Here is a 15,745-nt window from a genome sequence, read left to right as displayed (position 1 = left end):
AAGCGGCAACCCGGCCTAGAGTGGAAGGCATGGCGAGCCTGCGGGCACGCCTCGGCGGTGATCCCGCCTGGGCCTCCGCGATCGTAGCGCTGGCATTCGGTGCGCTCGCCGCATCGAACGCGCTGTCCGCGTGCATTTCCGTCGCGGACAGCGACGCTCCCGAGCTTCTTCCCGATCCTGCCGCCGCTACGCTGGTCGTGCCATCGCGCACCGCCCTGGTGATCGCATGCTCCGATGGCGCGGTCGCGGCCACCGGGAACGCGACCGCGTCTCGCGCGGCGCTGTCAACGGCCAAGCTGTACCTCGCCGAGCATGTCCTGTCCCGCGCCGGCCTTGCCGAGGAGGATCGTGCCTTGGTGGGGCGGATGATCGCGCGTTCCGATGATCACGCGGCCGACATCCTGGACGGCCGGCACCCGAGCGCGATCGACAGCGTAGCGGACCGGTACGGCCTGCAAGAGACGGTGAGGATCGACCGTTGGGGCACGAGCCGCACCAGCGCCGCCGACCTTGTCGCGTTCCTGCAGCGAGCCAGGGAAACACGAGCGGGCCGCGAGGTGCTGGCGCTCATGGCGACCACCGAGCTCATCGCGGCGGATGGCGAGCGGCAGGACTGGGGCGTGGCGCGGATCCCCGGCATGGAGGGGGTGAAGCTCGGCTGGTCGGACTGGGGCGAGCCGACCGTGGCGTCCGTCGGGTTCGGCGACGGATTCATCGTCGCGGGCAGCACCATCGGATCGCGGGAGCAGCACACTGCCGATATCGCAGGAGCGACCGAAGGATCATGCGTTGACGCGCTCGGGTGAGCGTGCCGCGGCGTCCCGCGCTTGGCCTGGATCGAGTTCTACTCGGCGGAGCAGCTGCGCGTTGAGCGCCACGACGATGGTCGACAGCGACATCAGTATCGCTCCCACAGCGGGGGGCATGACAATGCCCACCGGGGCGAGGACGCCTGCCGCGAGCGGCACGGCAACGATGTTGTAGCCGACGGCCCACACGAGGTTCTGGCGCATCTTGCGATAGGCGGCCCGCGAGAGGTGCTTGACGGAGACCACGAGCCGGGGATCGTCCGCCGCGAGGACCACGCCGGCCGACTCGATGGCGACGTCCGTGCCCGCCCCGATCGCGATGCCGACATCGGCGCGGGCGAGCGCGGGCGCATCGTTGACGCCGTCCCCGACCATGGCCACGACATGGCCGCGCTCCTGCAGCTCGCGCACGCGGGATTCCTTGCGGTCCGGCAGCACCCCGGCGAACACCTCGTCGATCCCGAGCCTGTCGGCGACGCTCTCGGCGACCTCCCGCGCATCGCCGGTGATCATCACGACGCGGATGCCGTCAGCGTGCAGCGCGTCGACGGCGTCCCGCGACTCGGGCCGGATCGCGTCCTCGAGTGCAAGCACGCCGAGGATCCGATCACCGTCGAGGACGTGCAGCACCGATGCTCCGCGCTGCTTCCACTCCTCGATGGTGGCCTCGAGGCGCTGGTCCGGCTCGATGCCGAGCTCGTCGAGCAGCGCGGGGCCCGCCACGGCGATGCGGCGCCCCTCGAGCTGGGCGGTCACGCCGCGCCCCGCGAGGGTCTGGTGGTCGGTGGCGCGTGGCACGTCGATGCGTCGCTCCCGGGCTGCTGCCGCGATGGCGCGCGCGACGGGATGCTCGCTCTCGGACTCGGCGGCCGCGGCGATCCGGAGCAGCTCCTCGCTGTCTTCTGGCTCGATGCCCGTGACGCGATGCTCGCCGGTGGTGAGGGTGCCAGTCTTGTCGAAAAGGACCGTATCGACGGTGCGCATGCGCTCGAGGGCGAGCCGGTCCTTGACGAGCACTCCGGCGCGGGCCGCGCGCTCGGTGGAGATGGCGATGACCAGCGGGATCGCGAGCCCGAGCGCGTGCGGGCATGCGATGACCAGGACGGTGACGGTGCGCACCACGGCGTCGTCGAGGCTGCCGGCGATCATCCAGGCGGTGAAGGTGAGCACGGCCGCGGTGATGGCGAAATAGAACAGCAGGGCCGCGGCGCGGTCGGCGAGGGCCTGGGCGCGCGACGAGGATTGCTGGGCGTCGGCGACGAGCCGCTGGATGCCAGCGAGCGCGGTATCGTCGCCGATCGCGGTGATAGTGACGTGCACCGAGTTGTCCGTGGCGACGGTGCCCGCGACGACGCGGTCCCCGGCCTCGCGCGGCACCGACCGGGATTCCCCGGTGATGAGCGACTCATCCATGTCGGCGTGGCCTGATTCGATGGTGCCGTCAGCGGGGACCCGGCCACCGGCGCGGACGAGCACGTGGTCGCCGACGGCGAGCTCGGCGATGGGGACCTCCCGCGTCCCGTCGTCCTCGATGCGCTCGGCAGTATCGGGGATCATGCTGGCCAGGGCGTCGAGCGCGCCGGACGCGGAACCCAGTGCACGCATCTCCAGCCAGTGGCCGAGAAGCATGATGACGATGAGGAGCGCGAGCTCCCACCAGAAGTCGAGGTGCAGGCCGCCGATCCCGAGGGTCGTTGCTGCCGAGGCGAGGAACGCGACGGTGATGGCCATGCCGATCAGTGTCATCATTCCGGGCTGCCGGTCCCGGAGCTCCCGGAAGGCGCCGGTCAGGAAGGGGCTGCCGCCATGGACGTAGATGATCGTGCCGAGGATCGCCGGGATCGCGGTGACGAGGCGATTGTCCGGGAGGGTGTAGCCGAGCAGGCCGGCGATCATGGGGCTGAGCAGCACCACCGGGATGGCGAGCACCAGGCTGGTGTAGAAGCGGTGCTTGAACATCTCGCCGTGGGCACCGTGACCGGCGTGGCGATCGCTCTGCTGGTGCTGGGCGTGCGCGTCGTGGTTGTCGTGGGCGTTGTGATCATGCATGGTGGACCTCCGGTACGAAGCATCCCCACCATACCCCCTGGGGGTACCCGAGTAAAGGGGTGCTAGCGCTAGCCATTCCCGCGCCCCGGAATGCCGCGCGACAGCCCCGCTAGTCCTCGGTCAGCGCAAGCCGGTGCCGCGCGCGAGCGCCGTCTCGATCAGCGTGGAGATCAGCCGCGGGTACTCCACGCCCGTCTCGGCCCACACGCGCGGATACAGCGAGATCGACGTGAAGCCGGGCATCGTGTTGATCTCGTTGATCACCGGACCGTCCTCGGTCGCGAAGAAGTCCACGCGAGCGAGCCCCTGGCAGCCGAGCGCGTGGAACGCCTCGATCGCGATGCGCTGGATCTCCTTCGTCGTCGCGTCATCAAGGCTGGCCGGCACATCGAACTCGGTGACGTCATTGATGTACTTCGTCTCGAAGTCGTAGAAAGCACCACCCTCGGCGTCGCCGACATGGCTTTCGGGCAGCCGGATCTCGGCGATGACGCTCGCCTCCACCCGGCCGTCAGCGAACTCGAGCACACCGCACTCCACCTCGCGGCCCACGATCCCCGCCTCGACGATCACCTTGGGGTCGTGCGCGCGGGCCTCCCCGATCGCGGCATCCAGATCGTCCCAGCTCGTGATGCGGGAGATCCCGATCGACGAGCCGCCCCGGGCAGGCTTGACGAACGCGGGAAGCCCGATGAGCTCGCGCTCCTGCTCGGTGAGGGTAGCCGCGCCCGGCCGGAGCACCACCTGCTTCCCCACCGGCAGCCCCTCGGCCGCGAGCAGCTTCTTGGTGAACTCCTTGTCCATTCCGGCAGCGCTCGCGAGCACCCCGGGTCCCACGTAGGGCACACCGGCGAGCTCGAGCAGGCCCTGTACCGTGCCGTCCTCGCCGTAGGGCCCGTGCAGGACCGGGAAGACGACGTCCACGGTGGACAGGACAGTTCCGATCGCGTCACCGTCGAGAGCGACGATCTCGCCCTTGCGCGCGGGGGACGGCGACAGGGACAGCTCGCCCCCAGCGGGATCCACCGACGGCAGCGACTTGTTGGCGATGACCAGCTTGCTGGGGTCGGTCACGCCCTGCACCCAGGTGCCCTCCCGGGTGATGCCGATCGGGACGACATCAAAGCGCTCCCGATCGATGTGTCGCAGCACGCTCCCCGCCGATACGCACGACACGGGGTGCTCGGCACTGCGGCCACCAAATACAACAGCTACGCGAATCCGATCCTCAGGCACCCGCCCAACGCTACCCGGAGCGCTGCCAGGGCGGGGCGAGAGGCACGGCTGTTACTCGGATTTCGTGGAGCGCCCCAGCAACTGCTGGACCGCATCGAGCACGGCCTGCCCCTCGTGGCACACCTGGTGCACCGCGTTGGTCAGCGGCATATCGACCCCATAGCTGTTCGCCAGCGCGCGCACCGACGTGCACGACTTGACGCCCTCTGCCACCTGTCCGTGGGCCGCGCGCTGCGCGTCCTCCATCGAGCCGCCCCGGCCCAGCGCCTCGCCGAAGCTGCGGTTGCGCGAGAGCGGCGAGGTGCACGTCGCCACCAGGTCCCCCACCCCGGCGAGACCCGCGAGCGTCGCGGGGCTGGCACCGAGCGCGACGCCGAGCCGGGTGACCTCCGCGAGCCCGCGAGTGATGATCGAGGCCAGCGTGTTCTCCCCGAGGCCCACCCCCGAGGCCATGCCGCACGCCAGCGCGATCACGTTCTTGCACGCGCCGCCGATCTCGCAGCCGATCACATCGGTATTGGTGTAGGGCCGGAAATAGCCAGTGTGGCAGGCCTTCTGCAGCGCGATGGCCCGCGCCGAGTCCGGGCACGCGATGACCGTTGCCGCGGGCTGCCCCTCGGCGACCTCGCGCGCGAGGTTCGGGCCCGACAGCACCGCGACGCGCGAGGGGTCGGCCTTGAGCACCTGCGCGATCACCTGGCTCATGCGCAGCAGCGTCTCGCTCTCCACGCCTTTGGCCAGGCTCATCAGCGTCGCATCCGGCGGAACCAGTTCCTTCCACGATTCCAGGTTGCCGCGTAGTGTTTGCGACGGAACCGCCAACACCACGATGTCCGCGTCGGCGAGCGCCACCGCGGGGTCGGCCGTGCCGTGCAGGCGCTCCGGCAGGATGATGCCAGGAAGGTAGTCCTTGTTCTCGTTCCGCGACTCGATGCACTCGGCGAGCTCCGGGCGGCGCGCCCACATCATGACGTCCGTACCGGCATCGGCGAGGACCTTGGCGTATGCCGTTCCCCACGATCCCGAGCCCATTACTGCAGCCTTGGTCATGAAAACCCACTTCCGTGTCTCGCTCGCGACGCCATGCTCCTGCTCCGGCATTCTGCCAGCCGCCCAGGGTGGCCGTGGTCGATCGCCACGACAACACCCCGGAGCGCGCCGGTGGTAGATGTGCTGGTTCCGGCCAAGGACTGGTCGCGCGCCAAGTCCCGGCTCGGTCCGCGCCTCGATGCCGCGGAGCGGTCCCGGCTCGCCGAGGCCATGCTCAATGATGTCCTGTCCACGCTGGTCGGCAGTCCATCGGTCGATTCGGTCGCGGTGATCGCGGGCTCCGACGCGATCGCGCGGACAGCTGGGGGCCACGGGGCCCGGATCCTTGATGAGGCCACCTGCCTCGCGGCGCACGGTGCCGCGCCGCTCACCCCCGGTCGCGCCAGCCCGGAGGCCCGGTTGAACATGCTGCTCGCGGGAGCCGCCCGGCTCGCCCGGCAGCGCGGCAGTATGGTGGCCGTGGTGCATGCCGACCTTCCCGCGGCGCGGCCCAGCGAGATCGAGACCGCCCTCGGACAGTGCCGTGCCACCGGAGCCACCGTGGTGGTTGCCGACCGGCACGGGCGCGGCAGCACGATGCTCGTCCACCCGCCAGGCCGGGCCGCCCGATTCCGGTTCGGCCCTGATTCCGCGCGATCCCACCGGCTCGACGGCGCCCGCGATCTTGTCATTCCCGCGCCCGGGCTGCGCACCGATATCGACAGCATCGCCGATATCGAGGCCGCGCGCGCGATCGGTGTGGGACGTTTCACGGCCGAGATCCTGGGATCTTTGCCGTTTTTCGGGCATGTTGTGAAGAAATCACCAAATGTTCAGACAGATCGGGCACCAACCAACTTGCTGTGGCGCGACAATTTGGAATGATCGGGGTGTGGACGATCGCGCGAACACCTCACCTGCCCCGGCCCCCGGCCGCAGCGCTAGCAGTGGCCCCGACGGCGGTGACGAGCGGACCGAGCGGAACCCGCTGCCCGATGGCCTCGCGCTGGACCCCGAGGCACCAGCCGCGCCCAACGCTCCGGTGCATGTCATCCCGTCCGCGCCACCCGCGGCGACGGCGGCGGAGTCCGCGCCCGAGGGACTGCCCACGGACCGGTACCTCAACCGCGAGCTGAGCTGGCTCGACTTCAACTCACGCGTGCTCAGCCTCGCCGAGGATGCCTCGATCCCGCTGCTCGAGCGCGCCAAGTTCCTCGCGATCTTCGCCTCCAACCTCGACGAGTTCTACATGGTGCGCGTCGCCGGGCTCAAGCGCCGCGACGAGACAGGGCTCTCCGTGCGCTCCGCCGACGGGCTCTCCCCCCGCGAGCAACTCGGCCTCATCGCCACCCGCACCCAGGAGCTCGCCAACAAGCACGCCCGCGTGTTCATGGACCAGGTGCGCCCGTCGCTGGCCGAGGAAGGCATCCTGCTCGTTGCCTGGGCGGAGCTGGCCGACGAGCAGCGCAAGGCCATGACCAAGTACTTCCATGACCAGGTATTCCCGGTGCTCACCCCGCTCGCCGTGGATCCCGCGCACCCGTTCCCCTATATCAGCGGCCTGAGCCTCAACCTCGCCGTCACCGTCCGCGACCACGCCGCCGGGCAGCACTTCGCGCGCGTCAAGGTGCCCGACAACGTCTCCCGCTTCGTCAAGGTCCCCGTGGAGGAGCCCGACACGGTGGCGTTCCTGCCGGTGGAGGAGCTCATCGGCGCACATCTCGACGTGCTGTTCCACGGCATGGAGATCGTCGAGAACCATGCGTTCCGCATAACCCGCAACGCCGACTTCGAGGTCGAGGAGGATCGCGACGAGGACCTCCTGCAGGCCCTCGAGCGCGAGCTCGCCCGTCGCCGCTTCGGCTCGCCGGTGCGCCTCGAGGTCTCCGATGACATGACCGAGCGCATGCTCGAGCTCCTGCTCCGCGAGCTCGATGTCGACCCGGCCGATGTCGTCCACGTCCCCGGCCTGCTCGACCTGTCGAGCATGTGGCAGGTGTACGGCGTCGATCGGCCCGCCCTCAAGGACAAGCCCTTCGTCCCCGCGACCCACCCAGCGTTCGGAGAACGCGAGACGCCCAAAAGTGTCTTCGCCACTCTCCGAGAGGGCGACGTCTTCGTCCACCACCCCTACGACTCGTTCTCCACGAGCGTGCAGCGATTCGTCGAGCAAGCCGCGGCGGACCCCCAGGTCCTCGCCATCAAGCAGACCCTCTACCGCACCTCCGGCGACTCCCCCATCATCAACGCGCTCATCGATGCCGCGGAGGCTGGCAAGCAGGTTGTGGCACTGGTGGAGATCAAGGCGCGGTTCGACGAGCAGGCCAACATCAAGTGGGCCCGCAAGCTAGAACAAGCCGGCGTGCATGTCGTCTACGGCCTCGTCGGCCTCAAGACCCACTGCAAGACCTGCCTCGTCGTCCGCCGCGAGGGATCCACCATCCGTCGCTACTGCCACATCGGCACCGGCAACTACAATCCGAAGACCGCCCGCCTATATGAGGACGTTGGCATCCTCACCGCGGCCCCGGAGGTCGGTGCGGATCTCACTGATCTGTTCAACTCCCTCACCGGCTACTCGCGCGTCGAGCAGTACCGCAACCTGCTCGTCGCCCCCAGCGGCATCCGCGCGGGAATCATCACCCGCATCGAGCGGGAGATCGAGCTGCACCGGGCAGGCCAGCACGCGGGCATCCGGCTCAAGGCCAACGCCCTCGTTGATGAGCAGGTCATCGACGCTCTCTACCGTGCCTCCCAGGCAGGCGTGCCCGTCGATATCGTCGTCCGCGGCATCTGCGCCCTCAAGCCGGGCATGCCTGGGCTCAGCGAGACCATCCACGTCCGCTCCATCCTCGGCCGCTTCCTCGAGCATTCACGCATCCTCCAGTTCCGCGGCTCCGACGAGTTCTGGATCGGCAGCGCTGACATGATGCACCGCAACCTCGACCGGCGCATCGAGGTCCTGCTGCGCGTCACCGACGCCCGCATCACCACCCAGATCGACGACCTCTTCGAATCCGCGCTCGACCCCACCACCCGCTGCTGGGTCCTGGGAGCGGACGGCAACTGGGTGGCCGCTCCCGCCGATGGCGAGCAGGTCCGCGACCACCAGGAAGAGATGATCCGCCGGCACCTGGCACAAGGCTCATAAGCATGGCGCCGAGCCCGAAGAAGAAAAAGAAGGACAAAACCAGCGTCCTCGCGGCCGGTGCCGTGCTGTGGCGCCACAACGCCGCCCACCACGGCATCGAGATCGCCGTCATCCACCGCCCGCGCTACGACGACTGGTCGCTGCCCAAGGGCAAGCTCGACGCAGGAGAGACACCCGCCGTCGCCGCGGCGCGCGAGATCTCCGAGGAGACGGGATACACGCCGCGGCTCGGCCGCCACCTCATCCGCGTCTCCTACCCCCTCAAGGATGCCAAGCGCAAAGAAGTCGACTACTGGTCCGCGGAGGCCCTCCACGGCGAGTTCGTGCCCAACGAGGAATGCGACCAGTTGCTCTGGCTCGACGTCGACAAGGCTTGCAAGAAAGTCAGCTACAACCTCGACCGGCGCGTCATCAAGAGCTTCACCAAGGTCGCTATCGACGTCACCACCCTGCTGATCGTGCGCCACGCCAGCGCGGGCAGCCGCGAGGACTTCATCGGCGATGACACCCAGCGGCCCCTCGACGCCACCGGTCGCGCGCAGGCCGAGGCCCTGCTCCTGCACTTCCTCGCATTCGGTGTCACCGACGTGCACTCCGCCGACCGGGTCCGCTGCACCCAGACCGTCGCCCCCATCGCCGACGAGCTCGGATCCGACATCGTCATCGAGCCCACCCTCAGCGAGGAGGCCTACCAGGATGACCCTGCCAAGGCCCGCCAGCGCATCCTCGAGCTCGCCAAGGCACCAGGAACCCACCTGATCTGCAGCCAGGGCGGGGTCATCCCTCACCTCACGGAATGGCTTGCCCGCCGCAGCGGTATCCCGCTGCCGCCCGCGGAGAACGAGAAAGCCAGCCTGTGGGTGCTCACCCTGCTCGACGGCTACCTCATCACCGCCGACTACCTGGCATCACCGATGTCCGGCACAGCGCTCAGCACTACCTAGTTGCCGGGTGGAGAGCGCCTGCTGGCGTGGGCCTGCTGGCGTGCGCCTGCTGGCCTGGCCCACGGGTTGGCCCACGGGTTGGCCCACGAGAACGAGTGGAAACTTTTCCCGGTTGGAGCGGGAAAAGTTTCCACTGCGTTGGAGGTGCCGGTGCCTGCCAGGCCCGGCACGAGCTAGGAGCGAGCGCTAGCTCGACGACTCCTTGTCCGAGCCGGGGCTGGCATCGGCCGAGGTTGAGCTCGTGCCCTTCGCGGGCGCCTTGCGCGCCGGGGCCTTATTCGCGGCAGTGGCCGATCGCGCGGGAGCCTTCTTCGCTGGTGCCTTCTTGGCGGGGGCCTTCTTCGCTGGCGCCGACGCCGGACCCGTTGTCTCCGCAGCAGGAGTGGCCGGGGCCTTCTTCGCCGGAGCCTTCTTTGCCGCAGGCGCCTTCTTCGCGGGAGCCTTCTTGGCGGGCGCCTTCTTCGCTGGAGCCTTCTTCGCCGGCGCCTTCTTCGCGGGCGCGCTAGCAACGTCCTCCTGCACCCCTGCGCTCGGTGCAGTCGTGCTCGGCACGCTGGCACCGGCGGCGGACGCCTTCTTCGCTGGAGCCTTCTTCGCGGGTGCAGCACCGCCCGTGGCCTTGGCGGGCGCCTTCTTGGCCGGGGCCTTCTTCGCGGGCGCCTTCTTGGCGGGGGCCTTCTTGGCCGCGGTCCCGCCGCTCGCGCCACCGCTGGATTTCTTTCCTGCCTCGACAGCCTTGGTCGCGGACTTGCGCGGCGCCTTGACGACGGTGGCGCGCGCGGCCTCGGGCAGCTCTGCCTTCTCGCCGCCCGCTCCCGCGCCGCGCTTCACGGCGGGGCCTTCCTCGGGCAGTTCCGCCTCGCCTGCGATGAGCGCCTTGAACTGGGCTCCGGGCCGGAACGAGGGAACGCTGGTGGGCTCGACGCGCACGGTCTCGCCGGTACGGGGGTTCCGCGCTACGCGTGCCGCCCGCTTGCGCTGCTCGAACACGCCAAATCCCGTGATGGTCACGGTCTTTCCAGCATGTACTGCCCGCACGATGAGGTCAACGACCGTCTCGACGGCTTGCGATGCATTGCGCCGATCCGTGCCCAGCTTCTGGGTGAGGGCATCGACGAGATCCGCCTTGTTCATACCTTGCCTCCGCACAGTCTGGCCCCGGTGGCTCCGGCCCCAGTGTTCACGGTAGTTCCGTGATCAGTCCGAGTCTATGTGCCACAGTGAAACTCGTGTGCAGAGACGGCATAATTCGTCGCGTTGTCCAGCAGGATCACTCTGTGCGGGCTGGCAGCGTGAGCGGCTTCCACTCCGGGCGCGTCCCCTCGAAGTCCTCGATGGCCTGCTCATGGCGCAGGGTCAGGCCGATGTCATCGAGCCCCTCGAGCAGCCGCCACCGGGTGTAGTCGTCGATGCTGAAGGTCAGCACCAGCGTCCCCGCGGTGATGATGCGGGTCTCGAGATCGACGGTGATCTCGAGGCCGGGCTGCTCCTCGAGCACCTTCCACAGCAGTTCCACATCACTCTGCTCGACCTCGGCGGCGAGGAGTCCCTGCTTGCCGGAGTTGCCGCGGAAGATGTCGGCGAACCGCGACGAGATGACCACGCGGAAGCCATAGTTCGACAATGCCCACACCGCGTGCTCGCGGGAGGAGCCGGTGCCGAAGTCGGGCCCGGCCACGAGGACGGAGCCACGATCGTAGGGCGGGATGTTGAGGATGAAGGACGGGTCATTGCGCCAGGCGGCGAACAGCCCGTCCTCGAACCCGGTGCGGGTGACACGCTTGAGGTAGACGGCCGGGATGATCTGATCGGTGTCGACATTGGACCGGCGCAGCGGGACGCCGATTCCCGTGTGCGTGGTGAAGGCTTCCATGGTGAGTTCCTTGCGTAGCTTCGTCGGGCTGTAGCTTCGTCGGGCTGTTGCGTCGTGGAATGGTGGCGCCAGCAGGCCGCTCAGTCGAGATCGGTGGGCGCGGCAAGGGTGCCGCGCACCGCGGTCGCGGCAGCCACGAGCGGCGAGACGAGGTGGGTGCGCCCGCCCTTGCCCTGGCGTCCCTCGAAGTTGCGGTTCGAAGTGGAGGCGCACCGCTCCCCCGGAGCGAGCTGATCGGGATTCATGCCGAGGCACATCGAGCATCCCGCCTGCCGCCACTCGGCACCCGCGGCCTCGAAGATCCTGCCGAGGCCCTCCTCCTCCGCCTGGGCGCGGACCCGCATCGATCCGGGCACGATGAGCATGCGCACGCCCGGCGCGACGGAGCGCCCCTCGAGCACCTCGGCTACAGCGCGGAGGTCCTCGATGCGCCCATTGGTGCAGGAGCCCACGAAGACGGTATCGACGGCGATCTCCCGCATCGGGGTCCCGGCACTCAGTCCCATGTAGTCGAGCGCCTTCGCTGCCGAGTACCGGCTGCCTTCATCGAGGAACGATTCGGGGTCGGGGACGGCGTCACTGAGCGGTACGCCCTGGCCGGGGTTCGTGCCCCAGGTGACGAAGGGGGTGAGGGTAGAGGCGTCGATGTAGACCTCTTGGTCGAACTCGGCGCCCTCGTCGGTGCGGAGCTGGTCCCAGGCTGCCACGGCCGCGTCCCAGTCGTCGCCCTGGGGCGCGTGGGGGCGGCCCTTGATGAACGCGTAGGTCGTTTCGTCGGGCGCGATCATCCCGGCGCGGGCACCGGCCTCGATCGACATGTTGCAGATGGTCATGCGGGCTTCCATCGACAGGGCCCGGATGGCGCTGCCGCGGTACTCGAGGACGTATCCCTGGCCGCCGCCGGTGCCGATCTTGGCGATCACCGCGAGGATGATGTCCTTGCTGGTGACGCCGGGTGGCAGCTCGCCATCGACGTTGATCGCCATGGTCCGGAAGGGACGCAGCGGAAGCGTCTGGGTGGCGAGCACGTGCTCGACCTCGGAGGTGCCGATGCCCATGGCGAGGGAGCCGAACGCGCCGTGGGTGGAGGTGTGGCTATCGCCGCACACCACGGTCATGCCGGGCTGGGTGAGGCCGAGCTGGGGGCCTACGACATGCACGATGCCCTGCTCGAGGTCTCCCATCGGGTGCAGCCGCACGCCGAACTCCTCGCAGTTGCGGCGCAGCGTCTCGACCTGGGTGCGGGAGACCATGTCCGCGATGGGCTTGTCGATATCGATGGTGGGGACGTTGTGGTCCTCGGTGGCGATCGTGAGGTCGGGGCGGCGGACCGGGCGGCCGGCGAGTCGCAGCCCGTCGAAGGCTTGCGGGCTCGTCACCTCATGGACGAGGTGCAGGTCGATGTAGATCAGATCGGGCTCGCGGGAGTCGCCCTCGCCGCTGCCGTGCACGACGACGTGGTCCTCCCAGACCTTCTCCGCCATCGTGCGGGGGCGTGGTTGCGCCGACGATGTGTGTGCCATGTCGATTCCACCTCATCCTGGTCCGGGCCCAAGGATCGCGCGGGGGGCTGTGCGCGAACCGGGTGACCGGCCTTGCTCCTAGCGGCAGCGCGGTCGCACCGCCGCACGCTGTATCACGGGCGCTCTTCCTGGCGGATGCCTGGCTGTTTCCTGCAAGTACTAGAAATCTCACCATTCGGAACGCTAATATCGTCTTGTGAGACAGCATAGCGGCATTGGAGTTCTCGACAAAGCGATGACTGTTCTGCACGCAGTGGCAGACGAACCATGCAACCTCAGCTTACTCTGCGAGCGGACCGGATTGCCTAGGGCCACCGCGCATCGACTGGCCGTGGGCCTCGAGACCCATCGGCTGCTCATCCGCAACGCGCAAGGGCTCTGGGCGCCCGGCCCCGCGCTCGCCGAGCTCGCTGCCACCGCCAAGGACACCCTCGTCGACGCCTCCTCCTACGTGCTGCCCCGGCTGCGCGAGATCACCGGCGAGAGCGTGCAGGTCTACCGCCGCGATGGGCTCGACCGCATCTGCATCGCGTCCATGGAGCCACCCACCGGCCTGCGCGACACCGTGCTCGTCGGCGCCCGCCTGCCCATGACCGCCGGATCCGGCGCCAAGGTGCTCGCCGCCTGGGCCGATCTGCCGGTGCAGCGCGCGCTGCTCGCCGAGGCGAAGTACACCGACCGCACTCTCAGCGAGGTGCGTCGCCGCGGCTGGGCACAATCCATCGCCGAGCGCGAGTCCGGGGTGGCGAGCGTCGCCGCCCCCATCCGCGACGGCGCGGGCACTGTCATCGCCGCCATCTCTGTCTCCGGCCCCATCGACCGCATGGGCCGCAAGCCCGGCGCGCGCTGGGCCGCGGACCTTCTCGCCGCGGCGGACGCGATCCAGAAGCGCCTCTGACCTGACCTAGTGCTGGGTGTCCTGCGGCGGCGCGGCGGCGAGGCGGCGCTCCCCAGGCGGCGCGGCGGCGAGGCGGCGCGGCTGCCACCCCTGGCCCGCTCCTGCCACCCCTGGGCACAGGCGCCACGGATATATCGGTGGCATCTGTGGGCTATCTGTGGCTTCGAACTGGCAAGGGTGGCAGCTCTCCGGCCACCGCTTCCCCGCGGCCATCACAGCCACCGAAACCAGCGCAAGGTGCGCAAACCAGCCCCCGCCCGCGTCAGCGCCGCGAAGGCACCCAGCAGGGGCAACCAGCAAGCAAGGGCACCCAGCAAAATGCCCTAGCAATAGCGAAAGGGCCGGACCCTGGAAGGGATCCGGCCCTCGCGTGATCTCAGGAGAGATCTCACTGTAGCCCCGACGGGATTTGAACCCGCGCTACCGCCTTGAGAGGGCGGCGTCCTAGGCCGCTAGACGACGGGGCCAGGACTTGGAACGAGGTCGTTCCTTGGTTGCTCGCTTGGAAGCTCAGCCAGCTTAGCTGGTGTTCGTCCGGCAACCAAATCGGCTGCTGCGCGAGCAAGCTGGGGTACCAGGACTCGAACCTAGAACGGCTGAACCAGAATCAGCTGTGTTGCCAATTACACCATACCCCAAAGCATTGGGGCGAAGACGAGCTTGACCTTGTGGGCCGAGCGCCTGCGCCCCAAACCGATGAACAGGTTAGCAAACCCACCACCGGTTTGACCAAATCGGCTGGTCAGGAGAGCGATTCCCGCGCTGATCGGAGCCGGGACAGCGTGCGTTCGCGTCCGAGAAGCTCAAGGGACTCGAACAAGGGCGGGCTGATGTGGGAACCAGTGGCCGCGACACGGACAGCGCCGAAGGCGACGCGCGGCTTGAGCTCGAGCCCCTCGATGAGCGCGGACTTCAGAGCCGTCTCGATCGTGCCGGTCTCCCAGTTCGGCAGGCCCTCGAGCGCGGTGATCGCGGCGTCGAGGACGGGCGCGCTCTCCGGCTTGAGGTTCTTGCGCGCGGCGGCGGGGTCGATGGCGAAGTCACCCTCATCGATGTAGAGGAATCGCAGCAGCCCCCAGGCGTCCTCGAGAACGACGATGCGCGTGTGCACGAGGTCGGCGGCGATGGCGAACTCGTCGTCCGGGATGCTCGCGGGCAGGCCGAACCGGTCCGCGAGGAAAGCGCGGAGCCGCTGCGCGAAGTCCTCGGGCTCGAGCAGGCGGATGTGCTCGGCGTTGATCGCATCGGCCTTCTTCTGGTCGAAGCGCGCGGGGTTGGCGGAGACCTCGGTGATGTCGAAGGCGGTGACCATTTCGTTGAGGGAGAAGATGTCGCGATCGCCCGAGATGCTCCAGCCGAGCAGCGAGAGATAGTTGATCAGCCCCTCGGGGATGAAGCCGCGCTCGCGGTGCAGGAAGAGATCCGCCTGGGGGTCGCGCTTGGAGAGCTTCTTGTTGCCCTCCCCCATGACGTAGGGCAGGTGACCGAAGGCGGGCACGGCCTCGGCCACTCCGATGCGCTGGAGCGCACCGTAGAGGGCGATCTGGCGAGGCGTGGACGACAGGAGGTCCTCGCCGCGCAGCACATGGGTGATGCGCATGGTGGCGTCGTCGACGGGGTTGACGAGCGTGTAGAGGGGGGCGCCGTTGCCGCGGGTGAGCGCGAAGTCCGGCACGGTTCCGGCCTTGAAGGTGATCTCGCCGCGCACGAGGTCGTTCCAGGTGATGTCCGTGGCGGGCATGCGCAGCCGGATGACGGGCTTCCGGCCCTCGGCCCGGAAGGCGTCGCGCTGGGCCTCGGTGAGGTCGCGGTCGTGGTTGTCGTAGCCGAGCTTGGGGTCGCGCCCGGCTGCCTTATGCCTTTCCTCCACCTCAGCCGGGGTGGAGAATGATTCGTAGGCCTCGCCCGCCTCGAGGAGCTGGCGGACCACGTCGCGGTGGAGCTCGCGCCGCTCGGACTGCCGGTAGGGCTCAAAGGGGCCGCCGATCTCGGGGCCCTCGTCCCAGTCGAGCCCGAGCCAGCGCATCGCGTCGAGGAGCGCGCGGTAGGACTCCTCGCTGTCGCGCTGGGCATCGGTGTCCTCGATGCGGAAGACGAAGTCGCCGCCGTGGTGGCGGGCGAACACCCAGTTGAACAGGGCGGTCCGGATGAGCCCGACGTGCGGGGTGCCGGTGGGCGACGGGCAGAACCGGACGCGGACGGGGCTGACAGGAGTATTCATGGCTCTCTTCGA

General features: G+C 68.8%; 11 protein-coding genes, 2 tRNA genes and 1 pseudogene. 5 read left to right on the top strand and 9 right to left on the bottom strand.

Annotated features, from left to right (window positions below):
* Nucleotides 1–29: 29 nt before the first annotated feature.
* Nucleotides 30–806 (top strand): serine hydrolase family protein, encoded by a 777-nt coding sequence (locus HT102_RS13895; protein ID WP_192040040.1) that lies wholly within the window; start codon nucleotides 30–32, stop codon nucleotides 804–806.
* On the opposite strand, the gene HT102_RS13890 is transcribed toward HT102_RS13895, so the two are convergent.
* The 3 genes from HT102_RS13890 to HT102_RS13880 form a co-directional block, all read right to left on the bottom strand.
* The gene (locus tag HT102_RS13890; protein ID WP_192040039.1) at nucleotides 783–2,858 is read right to left on the bottom strand and encodes a copper-translocating P-type ATPase; all 2,076 of its coding nucleotides are present in this window, start codon (nucleotides 2,856–2,858) and stop codon (nucleotides 783–785) included. The genes HT102_RS13895 and HT102_RS13890 overlap by 24 nt on opposite strands.
* 120 nt (nucleotides 2,859–2,978) lie before the next feature.
* Nucleotides 2,979–4,094, bottom strand: a complete 1,116-nt coding sequence (locus HT102_RS13885; protein WP_192040038.1) for a D-alanine--D-alanine ligase family protein — start codon at nucleotides 4,092–4,094, stop codon at nucleotides 2,979–2,981.
* 51 nt (nucleotides 4,095–4,145) lie between these two features.
* Entirely contained in the window at nucleotides 4,146–5,144 is a 999-nt protein-coding gene (locus tag HT102_RS13880; RefSeq protein ID WP_192040037.1) for an NAD(P)H-dependent glycerol-3-phosphate dehydrogenase, read from the bottom strand.
* 111 nt (nucleotides 5,145–5,255) lie between these two features.
* Between HT102_RS13880 and cofC the strand changes: the two genes are divergently transcribed.
* From cofC to HT102_RS13865, 3 genes are all read left to right on the top strand, one after another.
* Nucleotides 5,256–6,008, top strand: coding sequence for a 2-phospho-L-lactate guanylyltransferase (gene cofC / locus HT102_RS13875; protein WP_192040036.1), 753 nt, complete (start codon nucleotides 5,256–5,258; stop codon nucleotides 6,006–6,008).
* Nucleotides 6,009–6,129: 121 nt separating this feature from the next.
* A complete protein-coding gene (locus tag HT102_RS13870; RefSeq protein ID WP_225443712.1) occupies nucleotides 6,130–8,274 on the top strand; it encodes an RNA degradosome polyphosphate kinase in 2,145 nt (714 codons plus the stop codon).
* A gap of 2 nt (nucleotides 8,275–8,276) precedes the next feature.
* A complete protein-coding gene (locus tag HT102_RS13865; RefSeq protein WP_192040035.1) occupies nucleotides 8,277–9,218 on the top strand; it encodes an NUDIX hydrolase in 942 nt (313 codons plus the stop codon).
* Nucleotides 9,219–9,611: 393 nt separating this feature from the next.
* On the opposite strand, the pseudogene HT102_RS13860 reads toward HT102_RS13865, so the two are convergent.
* The 3 genes and pseudogenes from HT102_RS13860 to leuC all read right to left on the bottom strand — a co-directional run.
* A pseudogene (locus HT102_RS13860) lies at nucleotides 9,612–10,352 on the bottom strand (HU family DNA-binding protein); the annotation flags it as partial.
* Nucleotides 10,353–10,488: 136 nt separating this feature from the next.
* Nucleotides 10,489–11,091, bottom strand: a complete 603-nt coding sequence (gene leuD / locus HT102_RS13855) for a 3-isopropylmalate dehydratase small subunit (protein ID WP_192040033.1) — start codon at nucleotides 11,089–11,091, stop codon at nucleotides 10,489–10,491.
* 80 nt (nucleotides 11,092–11,171) lie between these two features.
* Nucleotides 11,172–12,614 (bottom strand): 3-isopropylmalate dehydratase large subunit, encoded by a 1,443-nt coding sequence (gene leuC, locus HT102_RS13850; protein WP_192040032.1) that lies wholly within the window; start codon nucleotides 12,612–12,614, stop codon nucleotides 11,172–11,174.
* Between the two features lie 196 nt (nucleotides 12,615–12,810).
* On the opposite strand from leuC, the gene HT102_RS13845 reads away from it, so the two are divergent.
* A complete protein-coding gene (locus HT102_RS13845) occupies nucleotides 12,811–13,512 on the top strand; it encodes an IclR family transcriptional regulator (RefSeq protein ID WP_192040031.1) in 702 nt (233 codons plus the stop codon).
* A gap of 394 nt (nucleotides 13,513–13,906) precedes the next feature.
* On the opposite strand, the gene HT102_RS13840 is transcribed toward HT102_RS13845, so the two are convergent.
* From HT102_RS13840 to gltX, 3 genes are all read right to left on the bottom strand, one after another.
* A tRNA-Glu gene (locus tag HT102_RS13840) sits at nucleotides 13,907–13,979 on the bottom strand.
* Between the two features lie 99 nt (nucleotides 13,980–14,078).
* Nucleotides 14,079–14,150 (bottom strand) — tRNA-Gln (locus HT102_RS13835).
* Nucleotides 14,151–14,254: 104 nt separating this feature from the next.
* Complete coding sequence (gltX, locus tag HT102_RS13830; RefSeq protein WP_192040030.1) at nucleotides 14,255–15,733, bottom strand: glutamate--tRNA ligase; 1,479 nt, start codon at nucleotides 15,731–15,733, stop codon at nucleotides 14,255–14,257.
* Nucleotides 15,734–15,745: the final 12 nt, after the last annotated feature.

Origin of the sequence: Lolliginicoccus lacisalsi, assembly GCF_014841105.1 — a bacterium.
GTDB lineage: Bacteria > Actinomycetota > Actinomycetes > Mycobacteriales > Mycobacteriaceae > Lolliginicoccus > Lolliginicoccus lacisalsi.
This window is presented reverse-complemented; position numbering and strand designations above follow the sequence as displayed.

Bases quoted from the DNA above. Each gene is read 5' to 3' on its own strand.
- leuC (WP_192040032.1), bottom strand. From the start codon at position 12,614: ATGGCACACACATCGTCGGCGCAACCACGCCCCCGCACGATGGCGGAG.
- HT102_RS13880 (WP_192040037.1), bottom strand. From the start codon at position 5,144: ATGACCAAGGCTGCAGTAATGGGCTCGGGATCGTGGGGAACGGCATAC.
- leuD (WP_192040033.1), bottom strand. From the start codon at position 11,091: ATGGAAGCCTTCACCACGCACACGGGAATCGGCGTCCCGCTGCGCCGG.
- HT102_RS13890 (WP_192040039.1), bottom strand. From the start codon at position 2,858: ATGCATGATCACAACGCCCACGACAACCACGACGCGCACGCCCAGCAC.
- gltX (WP_192040030.1), bottom strand. From the start codon at position 15,733: ATGAATACTCCTGTCAGCCCCGTCCGCGTCCGGTTCTGCCCGTCGCCC.
- HT102_RS13895 (WP_192040040.1), top strand. From the start codon at position 30: ATGGCGAGCCTGCGGGCACGCCTCGGCGGTGATCCCGCCTGGGCCTCC.
- HT102_RS13865 (WP_192040035.1), top strand. From the start codon at position 8,277: ATGGCGCCGAGCCCGAAGAAGAAAAAGAAGGACAAAACCAGCGTCCTC.